This is a genomic window from Methylosinus sp. sav-2, assembly GCF_004366495.1.
GTDB lineage: Bacteria > Pseudomonadota > Alphaproteobacteria > Rhizobiales > Beijerinckiaceae > Methylosinus.
Genome location: NZ_SOEJ01000015.1, coordinates 63,142 through 82,752, shown reverse-complemented (window position 1 = coordinate 82,752; position 19,611 = coordinate 63,142). Strand labels below are relative to the sequence as shown.

Annotated in this window: 8 protein-coding genes, 4 pseudogenes and 1 other annotated feature; of the genes and pseudogenes, 5 read left to right on the top strand and 7 right to left on the bottom strand. The window is 61.2% G+C overall.

The window, feature by feature from the left end; genetic code table 11:
• Positions 1-761: 761 nt before the first annotated feature.
• Entirely contained in the window at positions 762-2,534 is a 1,773-nt protein-coding gene (locus EDE12_RS18465) for a hypothetical protein (RefSeq protein WP_157198928.1), read from the bottom strand.
• 872 nt (positions 2,535-3,406) lie between these two features.
• Between EDE12_RS18465 and EDE12_RS18460 the strand changes: the two genes are divergently transcribed.
• The 3 genes and pseudogenes from EDE12_RS18460 to EDE12_RS18450 all read left to right on the top strand — a co-directional run.
• The gene (locus tag EDE12_RS18460) at positions 3,407-5,119 is read left to right on the top strand and encodes an outer membrane beta-barrel protein (protein ID WP_166671892.1); all 1,713 of its coding nucleotides are present in this window, start codon (positions 3,407-3,409) and stop codon (positions 5,117-5,119) included.
• 958 nt (positions 5,120-6,077) lie between these two features.
• Positions 6,078-6,779: pseudogene (locus tag EDE12_RS22310) on the top strand (ISL3 family transposase); the annotation flags it as partial.
• Positions 6,780-7,391: 612 nt separating this feature from the next.
• Positions 7,392-8,330, top strand: a pseudogene (locus EDE12_RS18450) (c-type cytochrome); the annotation flags it as partial.
• Positions 8,331-8,471: 141 nt separating this feature from the next.
• Here the strand turns inward: EDE12_RS18450 and EDE12_RS18445 are convergent.
• Genes EDE12_RS18445 through EDE12_RS18435 form a run of 3 tightly spaced genes read right to left on the bottom strand, consistent with a single transcriptional unit; the run spans position 8,472 to position 14,471 of the window.
• Complete coding sequence (locus tag EDE12_RS18445; protein ID WP_256388653.1) at positions 8,472-10,040, bottom strand: efflux transporter outer membrane subunit; 1,569 nt, start codon at positions 10,038-10,040, stop codon at positions 8,472-8,474.
• Positions 10,041-10,063: 23 nt separating this feature from the next.
• Positions 10,064-11,263, bottom strand: coding sequence for an efflux RND transporter periplasmic adaptor subunit (locus EDE12_RS18440; RefSeq protein WP_024881723.1), 1,200 nt, complete (start codon positions 11,261-11,263; stop codon positions 10,064-10,066).
• On the bottom strand, positions 11,250-14,471 hold the full coding sequence (locus EDE12_RS18435; RefSeq protein ID WP_026598254.1) for an efflux RND transporter permease subunit: 3,222 nt from the start codon (positions 14,469-14,471) through the stop codon (positions 11,250-11,252). Before EDE12_RS18435 ends, EDE12_RS18440 begins: the two co-directional genes overlap by 14 nt.
• Here EDE12_RS18435 and EDE12_RS18430 point away from each other — a divergent pair.
• Together EDE12_RS18430 and EDE12_RS18425 are read left to right on the top strand one after the other, a co-directional pair.
• On the top strand, positions 14,463-15,590 hold the full coding sequence (locus EDE12_RS18430) for a LysR family transcriptional regulator (protein ID WP_245275729.1): 1,128 nt from the start codon (positions 14,463-14,465) through the stop codon (positions 15,588-15,590). The two genes, EDE12_RS18435 and EDE12_RS18430, sit on opposite strands and share 9 nt — an antisense overlap.
• 158 nt (positions 15,591-15,748) lie before the next feature.
• A pseudogene (locus tag EDE12_RS18425) lies at positions 15,749-16,147 on the top strand (IS6 family transposase); the annotation flags it as partial.
• Between the two features lie 30 nt (positions 16,148-16,177).
• Here the strand turns inward: EDE12_RS18425 and EDE12_RS18420 are convergent.
• The 3 genes and pseudogenes from EDE12_RS18420 to EDE12_RS18410 all read right to left on the bottom strand — a co-directional run.
• Positions 16,178-16,768 (bottom strand): annotated as a pseudogene (locus EDE12_RS18420) (transposase); the annotation flags it as partial.
• Positions 16,362-16,478, bottom strand: a sequence feature (AL1L pseudoknot). (Overlaps the previous pseudogene by 117 nt.)
• Positions 16,769-17,070: 302 nt before the next feature.
• Positions 17,071-18,072, bottom strand: a complete 1,002-nt coding sequence (locus EDE12_RS18415) for a glycosyltransferase family 2 protein (protein WP_026598255.1) — start codon at positions 18,070-18,072, stop codon at positions 17,071-17,073.
• A 185-nt stretch (positions 18,073-18,257) separates the two neighbouring features.
• Positions 18,258-19,565 carry a glycosyltransferase family A protein gene (locus EDE12_RS18410; RefSeq protein ID WP_051592395.1) on the bottom strand — a complete coding sequence of 436 codons (1,308 nt, stop codon included), beginning with the start codon at positions 19,563-19,565 and terminating at the stop codon, positions 18,258-18,260.
• Positions 19,566-19,611: the final 46 nt, after the last annotated feature.

The window sequence follows — 19,611 nt, the reverse complement described above, 5'->3', positions numbered from 1 at the left end:
TCTCGTCGAGCTCATCGAAATCCACAAAGACCTGAAGTCGCGCGCTGGCGCCTGACGCTTCAGCCCATCGCCTGCGGCCCACGCCGGATGCTTACAATGCTGCTGGCGTGCGGCAAGAAGGCGATCACCGCCATCGCGCGCGAGCTCGTCGGCTTTCATTATGGGCGATCCACGCAACAAGTCGAACCGAAGACCAGTGACGCGTAACGCGCACACAACGACATCGAGGCAGCGGCCAGGGCTTCGGCGCCGTTCAAGGAATCCTCCGCCGAAATTATGAGCGGCGCGACCGAACTCCGCGTGTCAGACCGAGGCTCCCCTACGACGAAGGCTTCCGTAAATGCGGCGTCCAACCTGCGAATGAGAAACGGTTGGACCGTCGAAATCACGCGGGCGTAACGTGTCTGCCTCGCCGAACATGTTCGCCCTCGCCTCATAGGAGACGGGGTGGATCGCAGATAGCGCTTGAAACGGTCATAAGAATTTTGACGCCCGATTGACAGCGCGGTCGCCAATTAGGCGTTGAGCAGCGCGTGCCGGCGATGAAATGGCCGCGGATAAGACTGGCGGCGAGGAACAGGCTTTCAATCAGCGTTTGGGAAAGCGGAGGAGAGTTTCAGCCGCCCGGTCGTGACCGGGCGGCGTTGGTTCGTCGATCGCGCCGCGTGCGCAAACCGAGGCCCCTTTGCCTATGTGTGAACGTGACGTTTTATTGCTTTGCATGAGAGGCAGGGGCTCTGGGCGAGCGAGGACGCGGGCTCTCAGTTGAACGGCATGTAGCGGAGGCTCAGGAAGATCATATTCTCAGTCGCCTTGGGCGCGCCTCCGACGCCGATGAACGAGTCCTTGATCGTGTAGGAATATTGGGCGCCGACGCGAACTTTTCCGCCCGGGCCGTCATAGAAATTATGCCAAACGCCGCCTGTCAGCTGGCGTAGCGATTTGGTCTGTCCGACGCAGGAGCCGATGAGCCCGTAGGGACCACCGGTGTAAGAGCCCTCGACGCTACAGCCGCTGTTCACAAAGCCGGGATTTCCGTAGCCGAACGAATAGACTCCGCCCGCGAGATACGCCGTTTTCGGCAGGCTGACGGTCGAATATTGGGCGCCGGCGAATTCACCGCCCGCAAAGGCGTAGACATCTGTTTTCGGAGTCGGATGGACCGTCACGCCGACGAGCAGCTGACGCTCGTGAATGGGTTGCGGCGCGCCCGTCCAGTCGAAAGTGGCGTCCGCGATCGAGGCCGAGCCGTAACGCCCGTTGGCGCGTCCCGTGATGCCGGACAATTGGAAATCGACCAATTTCGGAATCACCGGAACCGTCACGCCGATGAAGCCGCTGCCCGCCCAAACATCGTGGTTGCCGCCGAAGGTGCGATCATTGAGGTTTCGCAACATGCCTCCGCCTTCGATGTGTATCTTACGATCGAATAGCGTCGGATCCCATGACGCTTTCGTCATCAGATCCGGAACATGGTTGAAGGTGACCGCATTGAGGCTGTTATAGAGCGACCCCCCGATCGGGTTTTGGGAATAGGCGCCGGGATAATATGTTCCCGGGAGCGTTTGCGACACGCCATTTGCGGGAATGGGCGCCACCGTGCCGGTAAAGTTCATGCCCGGCGCCGCGAAGTTCGTGTAAGCCGCCTCGGCGCCCACGGCGATTTGCAGATCATATGGGAGATCTTTGCTGATGCGCACGCCGGGCTGGCGGGACCATGTATAGCCGGGCAAATACTGATCGTCGATCACCGGCGGAACCAGAAATGCGTCGGGAGTTGTGCCGCGGGAGTTCAGCGATGCGAGAGAATACATCTGACCGGCGGAGACGTGGAGGCCGTAATCGGAACGGTCCAGGCTCGTGTAGAGCTCACGGAAGCGCAAATTGAACGAGTCGCTCTGCGTGAGATTCGCAGTTTGCGCCGCCGAGAGGAAGTCGGCCGCGAAATACAGTCTCGCGTGCGTTTCGTCGTCGAGATTGGCGTCGGTTTGCAAAGTGAAGCGGCTGCGGCGCGCCGTGAATCTGGTTTCGCCGTCATGGGAGGTCGGATTATTCGCGTAAGGGATGTTGCCGAAAGGCGTCGCGAGGTCTGCGCCCATAAATCGATCGCGATGCACCGCGCCGAATTCGAAAAAGCCTCCGGGCTTGAGAGTGACATTCTTGTAATGGAACACGTCGGGCCATAAGGCATCCGATTTCGCAGAACTCGCGTCGCTCTTTGTGACGCGCTCCACCTCGCGGTTCGTCCCTTTTCGATCTTTCGTTTGCGATTCGAGGCGATGCTCAAGGCGTCGGACTTGCGCCTTCAAGGCTTCCATCTCCGCTCTCATTTCGGTGTCGGAGGCGGAAGCCACAGAGTTCCACGAGGTGAACAATACCGCCAGCAGGACGGAGCGAGGATCTCTTGCGAGGCGCTGGCGAGCATTGCTGCTTCTCGAGTATTCGACTGTCATTGCCGTGTTGATCACTTTTTTCATCCGAGCACCTCCCGACTTAACCGGCGCCGGACTAACGGCAAGCGAATGACGCTCCAATGAAGAAATATTAAATTATTTTTTAATAACGCTTGCGAAGCGCGTTGTGTAATACACTACTTAATGTGGCGCCGGCTCATGGCCTTGTGAATCTATTGTGGCTGGAATCGTGGGCTATATGCTGTAACGCTGCGCTCTAATTGTCGCAGTTATAACTAGACACAAGGCTACAATACATGGTTATGCTAGAAAATCGTGGGTGCGCTCGCGCAGAGGTCGACCGCGATACACGTAGCTTCCCGATTGTCAGCGTCGAGCGAGCGATCTTCGAGGGATCGTTATCGCAGACGCGACTGCAGGTAGGATGACGTTCAAATCTCTGTAGGTCGGTTGCTTCCACCGCGCACATACGCCATATCCCCAAATAGATATATAGTATCTATTTGGGGATATGGCGTATGTGCGCACTAATGTTCGTATTAATGCTTATATAGATATCGTATTGGCTAAAATAAAAGCGCAATGATGAAATATATATACCTGTTGTACATTTGCAACTGCATGTCACAAATCCGCAGATGTCGCGCTCTCAACGGCAGAACGGGCTTCTCGTCGATATGGTGACGAAATATATTACGGCATGGCGCCGTGCAGGCTCGTCGGAATCTCCCAGAGGATCGCCGGGCAAACGATCGGCGCATCGCCGCTAGATCGGAGATGAGAAAATGAAAAATGGATCGAGATTCCGCTCCCACCTCGTAAATGAAAGCGCCCTGCTGCTCACGCTCGCGGCGAGCGCGTTGGTCGCGCAAGCCACACCGGCCGACGCCGGGCAAGAGTCCGCAATTCGATCTGCGCCCGAACCGGAAAACGCGCCTTCGGCGCCTGTGCCTCTCGGGGTGTTCGGTGACAATTTGCCGGAGCCCGGTCGAGTGACGCTTTCGATCATTCCGAAGTTCGTCACCAACGCCAATTCGCTCATCGGCACGAAACGCGTGTCCTCGCAATATATCGCGGGTACGATTCCTTGGTATTGGAATCCATTCGCCGCGACCTTGCGCATCGTCCCGCAATATCAGTTCATCGAATCGCAGACGGTGACCCTGGCCTATGGCTTCGCCAAGAATTTTTCGATCGTGCTGTCCGCCGGCATGGTCGAGAAGCACTCGCATCTGATGACATTCGACGGGGCGTCCGGCGTCACGCCACGCAGCATGAGCTTTCCCGGCACGGATAGCCTCGAGGATATGACCGCATCGGTCGTCTGGCGGGCCTATCAAGATCCGATCAACCGGATCAAGCTCAATCTCGGAATGTCGTTCCCGACCGCGAGCACCTATAACCAAGGCGGCGTCGTGTCGAGGACCGACGGCACCTACAACATCGGTCGGGCGTTCTATGGGATGCAATCGGGGACCGGCACATTCGATGTTCTGCCGGGCGTTCTCTACGCCGGCGCGATCGCTCCCTGGTCATGGGGCGCTTCATATCGCGCGCGCCTTCCCCTCGCGGTCAATAATGAAGGCTATATGTGGGGCCATTATCAGGAAGCGAACATTTGGGGAGGCTACAGCTGGCTCCCCGGCCTGACGACGACCGTGCGCGCGAATTTCAACATTCAGAGCCCGATCGACGGCAAAGACTATTGGATGAGCGGAAAGCTCCAAAGCGCCAATCCGAATTATTACGGTGGCAAAAGGATCGAGATTTACGGCGGGGTCGATATCGATGGAAAGCTGTTTGGGGCGCCGGGCTATTCCGTCGGCCTCGAAGGCGGCCTCCCGATCTATCAGAATCTCAATGGTCCTCAGCTGGCGCGCGCCTGGCAGGCCGCACTGGCGATGCGTTGGAAACTCGGTGAACATGGACCCACTGTCGCCGCCGCCCCGGTCGGCGCGCTGAAGCGTCCTCTCGCCGCCGCCGCCACGCCTGTCGCCGATTGGCGCGGCTTCTATCTCGGTGTGAACGGCGGCTACACATGGGCCGGCGACACCGAGACGAGCTTCACTTATAGAGGCGCCGGCGGATTCGCCGCACTGGCGGCGGCCGGCGCGCTGGCGCCCAATGTCCATCTCGACAGTCACGGCTTCATCGGCGGCGTTCAGATCGGTTATAACCTCGAGCCGGGCGACAAAACGCTTGTCGGGTTCGAGGTGGATCTGCAAGGCTTGACGGTCGGCAACAGCACCGTCAACTCGTTGCGCGGATCGGGCGCCGACGCGGCTTTCCTTCAGGCGCAACGCAATCAGCATGACCTCGGAACGATCCGAGCCCGATTCGGCTATCTCGTCACGCCCACCATTCTGGCCTATGGCACGGGCGGCCTCGCGTTCGGCGAAGCCGTTCTCAACCCGAGCTATTTCAGTCCTCTCCGTTCGCCGGTTCTCAACTTCGGCGTCGGCAACAACGGCTTGGTCGGTTATGTCGACATGCGTTTGGGATGGACGGCCGGCGCCGGATTTGAATGGATGCTCAGCCCCTCTTGGAGCGTCAAGACGGAATATCTGCGTTACGATCTCGGAACGGCGAACACCGCCAATATCGGCCCTCTGTATTATGCCGATAAAGCGGGGCTCTCGAGCGTCGCCTGGAAGGCTCCTATCAATGGGAACGTTCTTCGGGCCGGGCTGAATTATCACCTCTGACGTCGCGTCGCGGCATTCTCCCGTTTCGGGTGAAACGGGAGAATGGCTCGCGTTCTTTTCGCGACCGAAAAATTGCGGACCCGTCAGCGCAAATCTGTTCCGAAAAGTAAGGCGAGCCTCAAGGAATAGACAGTCCTTGGCCTTCTGAGCGGCCCCCGCCATTGTCCAAGATCTCGCCAGCGCCAGGGATATGCTCGTTTACGACCTCGGAGGGCTGGGCGGCATGAGCGGAGCGTTCGTCGTCACGGAGCAACCGGATCCATTTCTGATGCCGAGAGCGCTGATGTGGATGGCAAGCGGCCCGAGCATATTGTCCGCCCGTCGTCGAAAAAGCGATTGCAAGCGCGAGGATGATGTTTACCATGACGTCGCCATCCTATGGTGTTTTGTCCGCGCATATACAATATAATGGCATGATATCTGCGTAACCATATATAGTGTGATTTATATACACAACACGCGCTCGTAATATCGGCTTGTTATGCAAGCATAGTTGCAATGCTTGCATTTGTGAACCGTTTGTGATGCTAGCAAACGCAGCTTACACGAATTTAGCCTCGTAGCGGCATGTTAAGTTGGAATGTTTATTAAATTATATTTTAAGAAGCTGGCTAGCACGAGGAAATGCAGATCGGTCACGAAGCGGTCTCTCAAACCCAGTTCGTTCAGGGACGCGGGAGGACTCCGACGTGAATTGACCGCGCGCCTCAGAACGGCGAGAGCGTCGCGCACACCATGCGCGCGCGTGGTCAAAACCAATCTTTCGTTTCTCCCGAGATCACGACCAGCAACCGTCCGGCCGAGGCTGAAGACACAACCGCGTCAGTTCATTGAGAGGACGATCTGATTCTCGGCTCGAACAGTTCCGCTATCGGAACTCTCGTCTTGAGGACGACGCGCTTTACGTTACTGCGGCGTCTGTTATTCAGCGTGCAAGTTTGGCTCTGACTCACTTCTGATGCACTTGCGGCGCCGGGTGGCGCTGGTTTCACAGGGAATCAGCGCCATGACGACTGCTCTGCGTCCTTCGGCAATCATTCCGTCAGGGTTCCGCGTCGACCGCGTTTCGATTGAGGGTGAGATGACGACGATCGAGGCGCGCGCCATCGCCGCGACGAGGACATGTCCGGACTGTGGTTCGATTTCCAGGCGCGTTCACAGGCACTACTCGAGACGGCTTTCGGATTTGCCGCTCGCGGGGCGCGTGGTTCGCATCTCCCTGACGGCGCGGCGCTTCCGGTGCATGACGCCGACATGTCGCCGATCCATTTTCACCGAGCGGTTCGGTGATGACATTATCGCGGCCCGCGCCCGACGAACCGCCCGCCTCGAAAACGTCGTCCATCATCTGGCCCTCGCGCTCGGCGGCCGATCGGCTGCGGGTCGAGCCCGGCGCCTCATGATGCCGGTCAGTAACGATACGCTGCTCCGGGTCGTGCGCCGCGGGGGTCGGCCGTCGTCGCCGCCGCCGACCGTAATCGGCATCGACGACTGGGCGTGGAAACGCAATCAGCGCTATGGGGCGATCATTTGCGATCTCGGGCGCCGTCGTCCGATCAAGCTGTTACCCGATCGGGAGCCGGCAACAGCGCAGGCATGGCTCGCCGGACAGCCGCAAATAGCCATTGTCGCGCGAGATCGCGGTGGCGGCTTTGCGCTCGCCGCCAGCAGGGCGCTTCCCGGCGCTCTTCAGGTTGCCGACCGCTGGCATCTGATGGAAACGCCAGCGCCGCCTTCCTCGGCGCCGTGCGCAAATCGATGCGCTGCATACGATCCGCGCTCGTCGCTCTCGAAATGGACACCGAGGACGGCGTCATCTGGGTCTACGGCATCGGAGACGACGGCGTTCTTGCATTCACCGACTTCGGCATCGAAACTCTCGTCGAGCTCATCGAAATCCACAAAGACCTGAAGGCGCGCGCCGGCGCCGGGGGGGGCGTGGGGCAACCCCCGTCCTACCGCGACCGAGCCGCGTCACTCTCGGATGCCCGTGTCGCGCCCGCAGACAAAATTTGCGACGCAACCGGCGCTCGCGCGCCCCATTAATCGAAAATTTAGTTGCCTATTTTTTCACGCGAAGACATTCATCCCAGAAAGTGATCCGGGGCGGCGATCCCGACGATCGCGCATCGTCTGACCGCGACGGAGGGGCGGCGAAAAGTCGAGAAAAGAGCGCCGAGGAGGTAGAGTGAATAGTCCTAATGCCGGCGCCTTCGCCATAGTGGCGGCTCTGTCCTGTGTCGGACTCATCGAGGCGTCAGCCCGCGCTTCCGAAAAAGCGATCGCCGCCGAGCGGGCGGAAACGCCGACCCGAGATGCGGCCAGGATCGCGCCCGATATAGACCGGCTCCCAGACGATTCTTGGGGCCGCGCGGTGCGAATGGGCCGAGCCCTCATCGTCGAAACTTATAAGCATATCGGACCGGAGAGCCGCGATCCGCAGAGCCGATTCGCCGGCAACAATCTGTCTTGCCAGAATTGTCATCTCGAAGCCGGCGCGAAGCCGCATGGGCTTCCTTTGGTCGGCGTCTTCCGCGAATATCCGCGCTATGCGGCGCGTGAAGGCGCGATCGAAACGATCCAGGACCGCATCAACGGCTGTCTGACACGCAGCCTCGACGGTCGACCTCTGCCCGTCGACTCCAAAGAGATGAACGCGATCGTCGCCTATATCGCTTTTCTTTCGACCGGCGCGGAGAAAGTAGGGCGCGGCGCTGGCCAAATGGCCGAGCTGACGCGCCCGGCCGATCCGAAGGAGGGCGCGAAGGCCTTCGCCGAGAATTGCGCCGCATGTCACGGCGCCGACGGACTGGGCAAGCGCAGAGGCGTCGTCGGCGACGCCGAGGGCTATGAGTTTCCGCCGTTATGGGGTTTGGACAGCTTCAACGACGGCGCCGGCATGGGACGATTGATCGCCGCGGCGAATTTCATCCACGCGAACATGCCCTTCGGCGCGACCTATGATCATCCGGCGCTGACGGTCGAGCAGGCTTGGGACATAGCGGCCTATATGGCTTCGATGGATCGGCCGCACAAGGTCGGCATAGACAAGGATTTTCCCGTCGGCGTCGAGAAATTCGTCGACGCCGGATATGGACCCTATGTCGACGGGTTCTCTCTGTCCCAGCACAAATTTGGCCCATTTCAGCCGATCCGCGACAAGCTCGAAGCGATGAAGCGTTCGAAGGCCGGCGGACAGACTGGTCCTTGAGCGGCCAGGCAGCGTCGAAGGGCCGATAGGAAGACGCCGAACGCCGAGGTCGAGAACAGCGAGCGAGAGAATGATCGGGGGAGGCCGAGACGGCGCGATCCGTCACGACCCTCCGCTGTCACGCGCGTTCTTCGGCGCGCGCTAGGACTTCGTCGCGGCCTGCGTCGCCATTTCGCACGGAGCGCAGGGCGACTCCGCGACGGGGGGCGGAGAGACCGGGCGGCTCCAACCGCCGCCGAGCGCTGTCATCAGCGACAACGCCGCCTGCAGGCGTCCCGTGCGCAATGCGATCGCCTGACGCTGCGCGGCGAAGGCGTCGGACTGCGCCGTCACCACCTCCACATAGGTCACGACGCCCTCCTCATAGAGCTTCAGCGAGATATCGAGCGTCTTATTGCCGGCGACGACGGCTGCGGCGATATCCTTTTCCTGACGATCGAAATAGCGAATGAGCGCGAGCGCGTCCTCGACTTCGCCGTAGGCGCGCAGGACGACGCTCCGGTAATGCGCCACGGCCTCGAGATAGGCGGCCTCGGCGTCGTGCAGATCGGCCGAATGCGCGCCGCCGTCGAAGATCGGCAGCGTCACGGCTGGCCCGAGCGACCAGAGGCTGTTGCGCGCGTTGAAGAGGCTGAGACCCGTGTCTTGCGTTCCGCCGGAAAGATTGATCGTGAAGCGTGGGAAGAACGCGGCGCGCGCGACGCCGATCGAAAGATTGGCGCCATAGACCCGCCGTTCGACGGCGGCGATGTCGGGGCGGCGCTCGAGCAGCTGCGACGGAGCGTCGAGCGGAATCGTCGGAGCAGCGACGCGCGTCTGCGATGACGGCAGAGAAAAGCTCTCCGGCGTGTGGCCCGCGAGAATGGCGACGGCATGTTCGAGCAGCGCGCGGCGCGCCTCTATCTCGGAGAGCTGCGCCTTCGCGAAGCCGATCTGGGTCTGCGCGCGCGTCACGTCGGCGGGCGAGGTGATGCCGCCGCCGACACGTTTCTGCACGAGGGCGAGCGAGCGGCCATAGGCAGCGACGATGCGCTTCTGTAGCGCAATCTCATTATCGGCGCCTTGCAGGTTGATATAGTCGCGCGCGAGCTCGGCGTGTAGGCTCAAGGCGACGGCGGCGAGATCGGCTTCGGACGCCTGCGCCTGCGCGACGCCTGCGGCCGCAAGATTACGGACGCGCCCCCAAAGATCGATCTCATAGCTCGACTGCATCGATAGCTGATTGTCGCCGTAAAAGGTCGGCGCATTTATGGGCAGGCCACGGGACTGCGCCGATCGCGCGAAGTCGGAGCCGCTCGGATAAGAGTTGGCCAATCGAAGCGGGCGGTGCTGCGATTCTTTGTTCTCGGTCAGTTGGCCGCTCGCCGTCAGGGTCGGCGAGAGGCCCACGGCTGCTTTCGCCGCCAATGCGCGCGCCCGGTCCATCGCGGCCATGGCCTGGCCGAGATCTGGATTGAGTTGGTCGAGCTCGCGTTCGAGCGTGTCGAGGCGCGTGTCCTGGAACGCTCGCCACCACGATCCTCTCGGACGTAGATCGGCGGGATCGGCGGCGGACCATTGCAAGCCGCCATCGCTCGAGAGGGCGCGCTTTTTCTCGGCGAAAGCAGGCCCGCCTCCTTTTGCTTCCTTGAAGCTCGCCGGGGTCTCCACCGTGGGCGCGACATAGGACGGCGCGAGGTCGCAACCACTCAAAGATACGCACGCCGTCATCAGGAGGAATCGACGCAAAAATCTCATCTCGCCTGCGTTTCCTTCCTCTCGCGGTCCTTGATTCTCACCGCGATCCCGTCATGCACGGATTGCCATGGCGTACGGATCACGCGGTCGGTCTCGGAGAGCCCCGCCGATATTTCGAGCGAAGGTCCGAGATCGCGAGCGATCTTGACGGTCTTCATGCGCACGACGCCGCGCTCGTCGACGGTCGCCACTTGCGGCGACGCATTGACGAAGACGAGCGCGCTCGCCGGCAGAAGCAGCGGCGCCCCCTCGGGAGGAAGCGAAATCCTGATTTGTCCGAACGCGCCCGGCAGCAGCGCGCGATCGGGATTGTCCGCCTCGAATTGCACGAGCAGGGTTCTGGAGCTCGCGGCGATCGCGCTGGCGGTCGTCATGATCTTCGCCGAAAATTCCCGCGTCGGATATTGCGGCAGCGTCAACCGCGCGGTCAGCCCCGGCGTGATCTTCGCCGCATAGGCCTGCGGCGCGCGGACATAGATGCGCATTTTGTGAATGTCGGCGACGCGAAACAGCTCGCGCCGACCGGCGCCGGCGTCCACTAAGGCGCCGACGTCGACATTGCGCGCTGTGATGACGCCGTCGAAAGGCGATGTCAGATTGAGATAGGCTTCGAGAGCGACGAGCCGGTCGAGATTGGCCTGAGCTGCATTCTGCGAGGCGGCTGCCGCCTCGAGATTTCCGGTCTTTTCGTCCGCGCTCTGGGGCGAGACCGCCGCCTCGTTACGGAGCGTGGTCCAGCGCTTCGCCGTCGCGCGCGCAAGATTTTGCTCCGCCTTGCTGCGCGCGAACAGGCCTTTGGCTTGCTCCACCTGCTGGTTGAGGTCGGGCGCGTCGATGACGCCCAGCACGTCGCCGGCCTTGACCTGCGCGCCGATGTCATAGGCCCAGCTCTTCAGATATCCGTTGACGCGCGCATAGATTGGCGCGTCGACAAAGGCCTCGACATTGGCCGGCAGCACGAGTTCCTGGGTGGCGGTCGAGAGCGTCGGCGTAATTAAATCGACAGTAGGAACCGCCGCTTCCTGTGTCACGCGCGCGAGCTCGGCGTCGCGTGCGCGACGCGAGACGACGCCGAAGGTGGCGAGCGCGAGAATGACGCCGATGGCGACGAGGACTCTCGGACGCAGGCTACGCAAAAGCTCCGCCTGCGCCAGTGGGTCCGGCGGATGGAGGTGAGGCGGTTCAGGGTGCGACATTCGCTTGCTCCAAGTGCGTGTTCTCCGGCTTGTCGCCTTGCGTGCGCTGCGCTCTGCGGCGCATGAGGAAGCCATGCGCGAGACTGAACATGACCGGCAGCAACAACAGCGTGCCCATGGTCGCGAAGGTCAGCCCGCCGATCACGGCGCGACCGAGCGGCGCATTCTGCTCGGCGGAGAGCGCCATCGGGGCCATGCCGATGATCATCGCGAGAGCCGTCATGATGACGGGACGAAAGCGCGTCACGCCCGCCGCCGCCGCCGCATGGAGCGGAGTGTCGCCGTCATCGAGCCGCTCGCGCGCGAAGGCGATGACGAGATTGCTGTTCGCCGTCGCGACGCCCATGCACATGATCGCTCCGGTCAGCGCCGGAACGGATATGGTCGTCTCGCTCAAAAAGAGCATCCAGACGATGCCGGCCAATGCCGTCGGCAGGCCGGAGACGATCAAGAACGGGTCCAGCCAGGATTGGAAATTGACGACGATGATGAGGTAGACGAACACGATCGACAGGACGAGGCCGAGCAGCAGATCCGCATAGGCGCTGCGCATCGTGGCGATCTGGCCGCGCAGCACGAGATTGGAGGCCGCCGGCGCTTCGTTGCGGGTGTCGTCCAATATTTTTTGAACGTCGTCCGCGATCGCGCCGAGGTCGCGGCCGCGCACGCCGGCGTAGATGTCGAACGCCGACTGGCTGTTGAAATGCGTGACGACGCCCGAACTCCAGCCGCGCCGAATCGAGGCGACGCCGCTGAGAATTTGTTGTCCCTCGCCTGCCGCCACCGGCTTGCTCGCCAGCGCGTCGAGGCTCGTGTTCCAAAACTGCGGCTCCATCGTCACGATCGGATAGGAGACGCCGCTCTTGACGTTGAGCCAGAAGGCCGGCGAGGTCTGGAACGAGCCGGCGAGCATGGTCTGCAAGGAGACTGTCACGTCGCGCTCCGAGAGTCCGACCTCCTGCGCGAGCGTTCGATCAACGTCGACGTGGAGCGTGGGCAAATCGCCCGCCTGCTGCATGCGCGGGTCGGCGACCCCCGGCACGCGGGCGACTCGCTCCAATGTCTTTTGCAGATAGGCGAGGTTTTCGTCGCGCTTGCTTCCCGAGATCTGAATGTCGAGCGGGGCCGGCAGGCCGAAATTGAGGATCTGCGTCACTATGTCTGCCGGCAGGAAGGAGAAGACGACGCCGGGAAAGGCGCGTGGCAGACGCTCGCGCAATAATTCCGCGAAGGGCCCCGCATCGGCGACCTTCTCGGGATCGAAGCTCAGCGTCAGATCGGCGTCGTTCGTGCCGATGGTGCCGGAGTTATTGTAGCTCAGATTGATGCCCGAGATCGGCAGACCGATATTGTCGACGATGCTCGTCAGCGCACCATGCGGCAGAGCGTCGCGGATTTCGGCTTCGATCCGGTCGCAGAGAACGCCGGCCTGCTCGAGACGCGTTCCCGTGGGGAGGCGGACATGCAGCCGCAAGGAGCTGCTTTCCGTCTCGGGGAAGAAATCGCGTCCGAGAAAGGGGGTCAGCGTGAATGAGAGCGCGACGCCCGTGAAGAACATAGCGACGAAAGCCTTCGGGCGCGCAAGCGCCAGTTGGAGCACGCGCGCGTAAGCGTCGAGCAATCTTTCGAAGCCTCTTTCGAACGCGATTTGCGCGCGCGTGAACGTCGCGAGGACGACGCCGCGCCGGGCCGGGCCGTATTTCGCCTCGCGCAGCGCCTCACGTTGCTGCGCGCTCAGGAAATAGCGGGCCATCGTCTCGACCAGAGTGTAGGTCAGAAAGTAGGATGCGATCATCGCGAAGACGACGGCTTCGGCGAGCGGACGAAACAGATAGCCGGCGACGCCGCCGAGAAGCAGCAGCGGCGCGAACACGATACAGATACAAAGCAGCGACACTGTGGCGGGCGTGATGATCTCCTTTGCCGCCTTGATGATCGCGTCGTCGATCGCCTCGCCCGCCTCCATGTGACGGTTGACATTCTCGATCGTGACGGTCGCGTCGTCGACGAGGAGGCCGACGGCGAGCGCGAGACCGCCGAGCGTCATCACATTGACGGTTTCGCCGAGCGCCGACAGCGCGAAGAGGGCGGCGAGAATGGAGAGCGGGATCGAGATCGTGATGATGATCGTCGAGCGCCAGCTGCCGAGAAAGAGCAGGATCATGAGGCCGGTGAGTGCGGCCGCGATCGCCGCCTCGCGCGCGACGCTGACGACCGCTCCGCTGATGAAGGCGGATTGGTCTCCGATCACTGTCATTTCGATCCCGTCCGGGAGCGCGAGCTTCAATCGTGGAAGCATCGCCTTGACGCCGTTGATCACGTCGAGCGACGACGCCGATCCAGAGGTCAGCACGGGCAGCAGCACAGCCGGCGCGCCATCGACGCGCACGAGATTAGTTTGCGGCGCGTTGCCGTTGTGGACATGGGCGACGTCGCGCAAATAGACGATCGCGCCATCGGCGCGCTTTATCGGAAAATCGTTCAGCGCGGCGATGTCTGCAGGCGCGTCGTTGATCAGGACGGCGTATTCATAGTCGCCGATTTTCTGGGTGCCGGCGGGAATGATGAGGTTTTGCCGTTCGACAGCGGTCACCACGTCTTGCGCCGTGAGGCCGAGCCCGAGCAGCTTCTCCTGGTCGAGGTCTATGCGCACCTGCCGCGATTTGCCGCCGTAAGGAAAAGGGACCGCAGCGCCGGTCACCGTGGTTAGCGGCGGCCGAATGAGCGTGTAGACGGCGTCGGCGACCTCCGCCTCGGTCCGCGTGGCGCTCGAAAAAGCGATTTGGATGACCGGCACGGTCGATGCGTTGAACAGTATGACCTGTGGCGGCTGCACACCCGGAGGGAGCAGGCGCAAAACGGTCTGGCCTGCCGCGCCCACCTGCGCCAGCGCGAGATCTATTTTCACCTTCGGCTGAAAATAGATCTTGTTGACGCCGATGCCATTGTAGCTCTGTGATTCGACATGATCGATGTCGTTGACGAGCGCCGTCAGCGCCAGCTCGTAAGGATAGAGGATGCGGGTGGACATATCGTCCGGCGAAAGCCCGACATAGGTCCAGATCACGGACACGACAGGAATGCCGACCGCCGGAAATATGTCGACCGGCGTCCTGAAAATCGCCAAAGCGCCGAGTATGACGATGAGAACCGCCGCCACGACGAAAGTGTAGGGGCGCCGCAGAGCAATCAGCACGAGTTGGAGCATTTCGAAGTCCTTGTCGGACAAACGGCGGCCTGCGCTGGGCGGCCGACGGATTCGACGCTTGGGCCTATCGGCGACGCGACGCCTCCGCCCGCCGAGCGGATCGAATCCGTCCGGCGGCTCGGCGAGCCGTTGAAAAAAGCGTCGACGCCGCACCTTGACCAGGGGCAAGCTAGCACCGACAATTTTGCCTTGCCAGAAGTGATTTTGCAGGAGCAGTCTGCAAAAATGCAGAATCTGAATTGGGACGATCTTCGCTATGTCATTGTCCTGTCGCGGACTGGCCGTCTGGCTACCGCGGCGCGGCAGTTGCACGTCGACGAAACGACGATCGCGCGCCGAGTGGCCCGCGTCGAGCGCGCTCTGGGCTCGCGTCTGTTCGAGCGCGCCAATGGGCAGTTGCTGCTCACGGAGACGGGTCACGAGGTTCTCCGGCACGCCGAGCAAATCGAAATGGGCGTCTGCGGCATCAAAAGCGTCGCGACAGGCCTGGACGACAGAGCCGCGGGAACGGTGCGATTGACCTCGGTGGCTCTGATCATGAATCGGATCTTGCTGCCGGCGCTCCCGGAATTTCTGCGGGCTCATCCTCAATTGCAGCTGCACCTCGTCTCCGAGCCGAGAAACTTGGATATCGGCGATAGGGAGATCGACATCGCCGTGCGCTTCGCCCGACCCGAGCAAGACTATCGCCTCGTCGCCCGCCGCATCTGCGAGCTCCCCTATGGGGTTTTCGGAGCCGTTGGATACTCGACGGAAAAGCTGCCCTGGGTCACTTACGAAGAGAGCCTGTCCGCTTTGCCGCTCGCGCGCTGGCTGGCCGAGGCCGTGAAGCAGGAGCCCGACCTCGGCCCGGGCTTGATCGTCAACGACTCCGATCTCGCGATGAATGCCGTGCACGCCGGCTTGGGTCGCTCGCTCATGCCGATCTGCGTGGGCGACCATGACGAAGGTCTCGTACGGCTCAGTGGAGCCGAGTCCGTCCTCACGCGAGAGCTCTGGCTATTGGTTCGATCCGATTTGAAGCATCTCGCGCGCATCAAGCTCGTGATCGAGTGGATCGAACGAGTCTTCGCAGAAATGGAGGCTCGGTGCGGCGAACGGGCGAAAGCCATGAAATGATGCGTGACACGGACGTCGTCCGGGGCGCATCCGCAACGGCGTTCGGAGGCCACTCTCGCGCGGGGGAGCGCGCTGGTCACCGCGCTGGTTCTGGTGCACATGGCGTGAGCGCGACATAATCCTTCCGTGGGCGAAACCGGACGCTGGGGTTAAGGGCGATGCTGAGCGTGGACGATCTTTTTAAAGGACTCCATTTCGATCGCGAAATCATCGGTTTCTGCGTGCGCTGGCATTTGCGATACAAGCTCAGCTTCCGAGATCTCTTGGAAATGATGACGGAGCGCGGTTCGTCGTTGGCCCATACGACCATTATGCGCTGGGTTCAGCGCTACGTTCCGGAGTTCGAAAAGCGGTGGAACCATTTCGCGCGCCAAGTCGGGGGATCGTGGCGCGTCGATGAGACCTACGTCAAGATCGAGGGGCGGTGGGTCTATTTCTACCGCGCCGTCGACAAGGCGGGAAAAGCAGTGGATTGTTTGCTGCGCGCGAAGCGAGATGTCGCCGCCGCCAAAGCGTTTTTCCGTCGTGCATTCGCGAACCACGGACGGCCGCCGTGCAAAATCACGCTCGATGGATATCAGGCGTCACATCGTGCGGCGCGCGAGCTTTTCGCTCTCCCGCTCCAACTGCTTCCACACCTTGCGCACTTCATGGACCTGGAAGTTCTCGTCGAAGACGCGCCGTCTCCTTGCGAAGGACCGCGTCCCGGCGCGCTCTGGCCGAGGCTTTCGCAGGGTCGCGTCGGCGCGCCGCGTGCGCCCAATAGGTGGAAGGGGTGATCGGCAACAGCTTGCAGATCGGCTCGACCCCGTGCGCCTCCCGATGAGCGTCGATGAAGGCGATCATTGTTTCGTGCGGCGGTCCTACTCCGCCGCCGCAAAATAAGCCGACGCCTTGCGCAGGATCTCATTGGCCTGCCGCAGCTCGCGGTTCTCCCGCTCCAGCGCCTTGATCCGCTCGCGCTCATCCGTCGTCGCGCCACGGCGGGCGCCCGAGTCGCGCTCCGCCAGGCGGACCCAGTTCCGCAACGTCTCGCCCGTGCAGACGATCTTCGCCGCGATCGAGGCGATCGCCGCTCATTGCGACGCATGATCGCCCCGGTGCTCCAGCACCATCCGAACTGCCCGTTCTCGAACCTCAGGTGAAAATCTGTTCGATGTCTTCTTCTTCGTATCCATGGCCCCATCCAATCAAGAGTTGGCGCCTCCGGCAATCCCGGCGCGGTTCAGCTGATTCGGTAGTCGACATACCAGCGCACGCCCCACGGGATCGCATCATGTTCGAAGTGGCTGACCTAGAACTCGTTCATCCCGCTATTCCGCGCGGCCCGCTTCCAGTCATTATAGCCCAGCCCAGATCCGCATCAAAAATTTGCGACAGAACCCTGCCTGATCCCCGGCAAGATGCCGAACCTGATCGCTTGTCCTTTCCTCAATTTGCACCGCAGCCGAACGAACGACGATTTCGAGCCGCGCCCCGTCTATCGCTTGCGCGAAATATTCCACAAGGCGGCTCCCCGCTTCTGGAGCGCCGGGGAGCCTGTCTGTCGACCAATGGTGCAAGTGAGCTCGGCAATGATACGAATTCCGGATTCGAATAAAGGAACAGTCGTACGTAGCGCCCTGATTTCTTCGCGATGTTGCGCGATCGTTCCTCGCGCCGCTCGAATGACCTCAGCCATCCAGCGCTGCGATTCGGCGGCGAGCAATCGGTGTTCATCGGGGCTCAAGCAGTCGTCGCGGACGAGCCCTGGGCGCAGGAGACGGTGAACGAACTCCCGGAACTCTTCTATGCCTTCCGAAGTAAAGGCGTGAAGTTCCGGGTCGGTCAACTCGGGGAGGCATTCGTCGGCGAAGCGCCACGCTAGAGACCTGTCCCGCTCGGCATAGCGCCTTATCTTCGCGAGCCTTTCCGGCAGGCTCCGGAGCACGTTGTTGAAATGCGCAAAAAACACTCCATCGGGAGCCTGTCCTAATTTCGATGGGGCCTCAAAGCCACAGCTATGTATTTTTTCGACGTAAGAAACTTTGGCCGCCTCCCATAGGCGGGCCATCCCATTGAAGTGAACTCCATCGGAGATATCGGTTCGAGTCGGCCACTGCGAATAGACCAGTTCGCCCTCGAAGCAGCTCAATTCCCGACACGAAATCGACCATGCTGAACAGCCCGCGAAATTCGATTTGTTCCCTATCCAGTTCAAAAGGCTCCGTGACGGAAATTCGTCGTCATCGAAGCGCAACACCCAGCGCGTTCCCGCGCTCCTCGCGCCGAATTCGATCATCCCGGCTTCCGCAAAGTCGTCAGAAGGCAGGAATTCGATGACGTCGGCTCCTTTTTCACGCAAGATCGAGAGCGTCCGATCGGCGCTGCGAGAGTCGACGACATACAAAGGCTCGACGCCGGCTTCGCGATACGCGTCCAGAAAGCCAGCAATCCACTTTTCGCTGTCGCGAGTCGGTATGAAAATCCTCACATCGTCCATCAGTTGAACTGTCTCCTCGGGAACTCTGCCCGATTTTGTCGCATATTTTGATTATGGACGCGACGAGCGTGTAATGAATGACACAGCTTACGCGGCGATCACTGCGCTATTCCGGCTGCTCTGTTGCCGGTGATCATAACCATTAGAAATTTGCGAGGGAGCCGGCCGACGATACGGATCGACTCTCAGCAATGCCACAGTCGATCGCCGAACTTCGTCAGCGCCGCGAGGCTCATCGAGCGCCCCATCGTCAAGAAAAGCTCCGCCAAAGGTCGTATCCAGGGTCGCGGCGCGCGTCTTTTCACCTGGACTCGCCGCTTGCGGACGCGTTTGACGCTCGTCGATAAGTGTACAAACGCTTCCGGTCCGAGGCAGGCGCGAATTGAATCCGCCCGCGTCTCTAGTCGCGTTTCGATATATCGCACGAGACTCTCGAACTGCTGAAAGTCTGGATGGTCCGCATAGGAGTTTTGCAAGCAAACGAGCGCGCCGACATAGCGATCCACGCCCAGGCGCTCCGCGAGCTCGTCGACGTGGTCGATCAGACGATCCACGACGGCGCGCCAAGCGAAATACTCGGCCCTGAAAGCCTTGAAGGGCGCCGCGCTATGGACTCCGCAGAGTTCCGCATGGCTCGCGAATCCGTTTCCGCCGTGGATTCGATAAATGGTGAGGGGCGCATCGATGAGCGCGGCGCCGTTCAGAAGCCGCACGCCTTTGTTCAGATAAGTATCTCCGTGGAATCGAAGATCCATGAGAGGACCATCGCCGAGAAGCAACGTCAGAGCGTCTCGCCTGAAACAATTCCCCGACGTCGGCGCATAGACCCAATCCTCCGAACTGAGCGGGCCCACGAAGTGCACGCGAGATTCGACATCGTCGAGTGGCGCGTGCTCGAATGGCCAAAGGTCGCTCGCGGCGGTGTCGATACGACGCAGGCGCTCTTTCCGCAATCCGCGCCCTGACGCGACGTAATCGCTGAGGGTGGTCCAGGACGATCTGACGATGCGACCATTGATCGACTGGAACATATCCGACGAGGTGAAGCCAACCGCGATCCGTAGCGAGAGATGAACGTAGAGATGTGTCTCGACGAAGGCTGGAAGGAGCATATCGTCGGCGTCCAAAAATACGACGTATTCGCCGGAGCTGGCCGCGAGGCCCGTTCTGAACGCGGTTGTCTGCCCCAGATTGTCCTTGTGGGATATGATGCGAACATGCGGTTCGTGGCGACGAATGCTCTCCAGGACGATATCGCTATCGTCGGTCGAGGCGTCGTCGACGATGAGGCATTCGATATGCGGATAAGTCTGAGCGAAGACCGAATCCAACGCTTCGCGCAGGAATCGCCCATAATTGTAATTGGTGATGATTATGCTGACCAACGGCAAGAGGCCGACGAGATCGTGGCCGGACGCGCGCGGGTTCGAAAGATGGCGCATTTTGTTGCCGCCATCTTCTACCTTCTGGAATTGCGCAAAATTCTCCAACATGACCAACTCTACCCTTCAGATTGCCCCCGCCCGGATCGCGTCCGGC

What these genes read in the sequence shown, in the direction of transcription:
- EDE12_RS18415 (WP_026598255.1), bottom strand. Translation starts at nt 18,072, where the DNA reads ATGGACGATGTGAGGATTTTCATACCGACTCGCGACAGCGAAAAGTGG.
- EDE12_RS18440 (WP_024881723.1), bottom strand. Translation starts at nt 11,263, where the DNA reads ATGTCGCACCCTGAACCGCCTCACCTCCATCCGCCGGACCCACTGGCG.
- EDE12_RS18435 (WP_026598254.1), bottom strand. Translation starts at nt 14,471, where the DNA reads ATGCTCCAACTCGTGCTGATTGCTCTGCGGCGCCCCTACACTTTCGTC.
- EDE12_RS18410 (WP_051592395.1), bottom strand. Translation starts at nt 19,565, where the DNA reads ATGTTGGAGAATTTTGCGCAATTCCAGAAGGTAGAAGATGGCGGCAAC.
- EDE12_RS18445 (WP_256388653.1), bottom strand. Translation starts at nt 10,040, where the DNA reads ATGACGGCGTGCGTATCTTTGAGTGGTTGCGACCTCGCGCCGTCCTAT.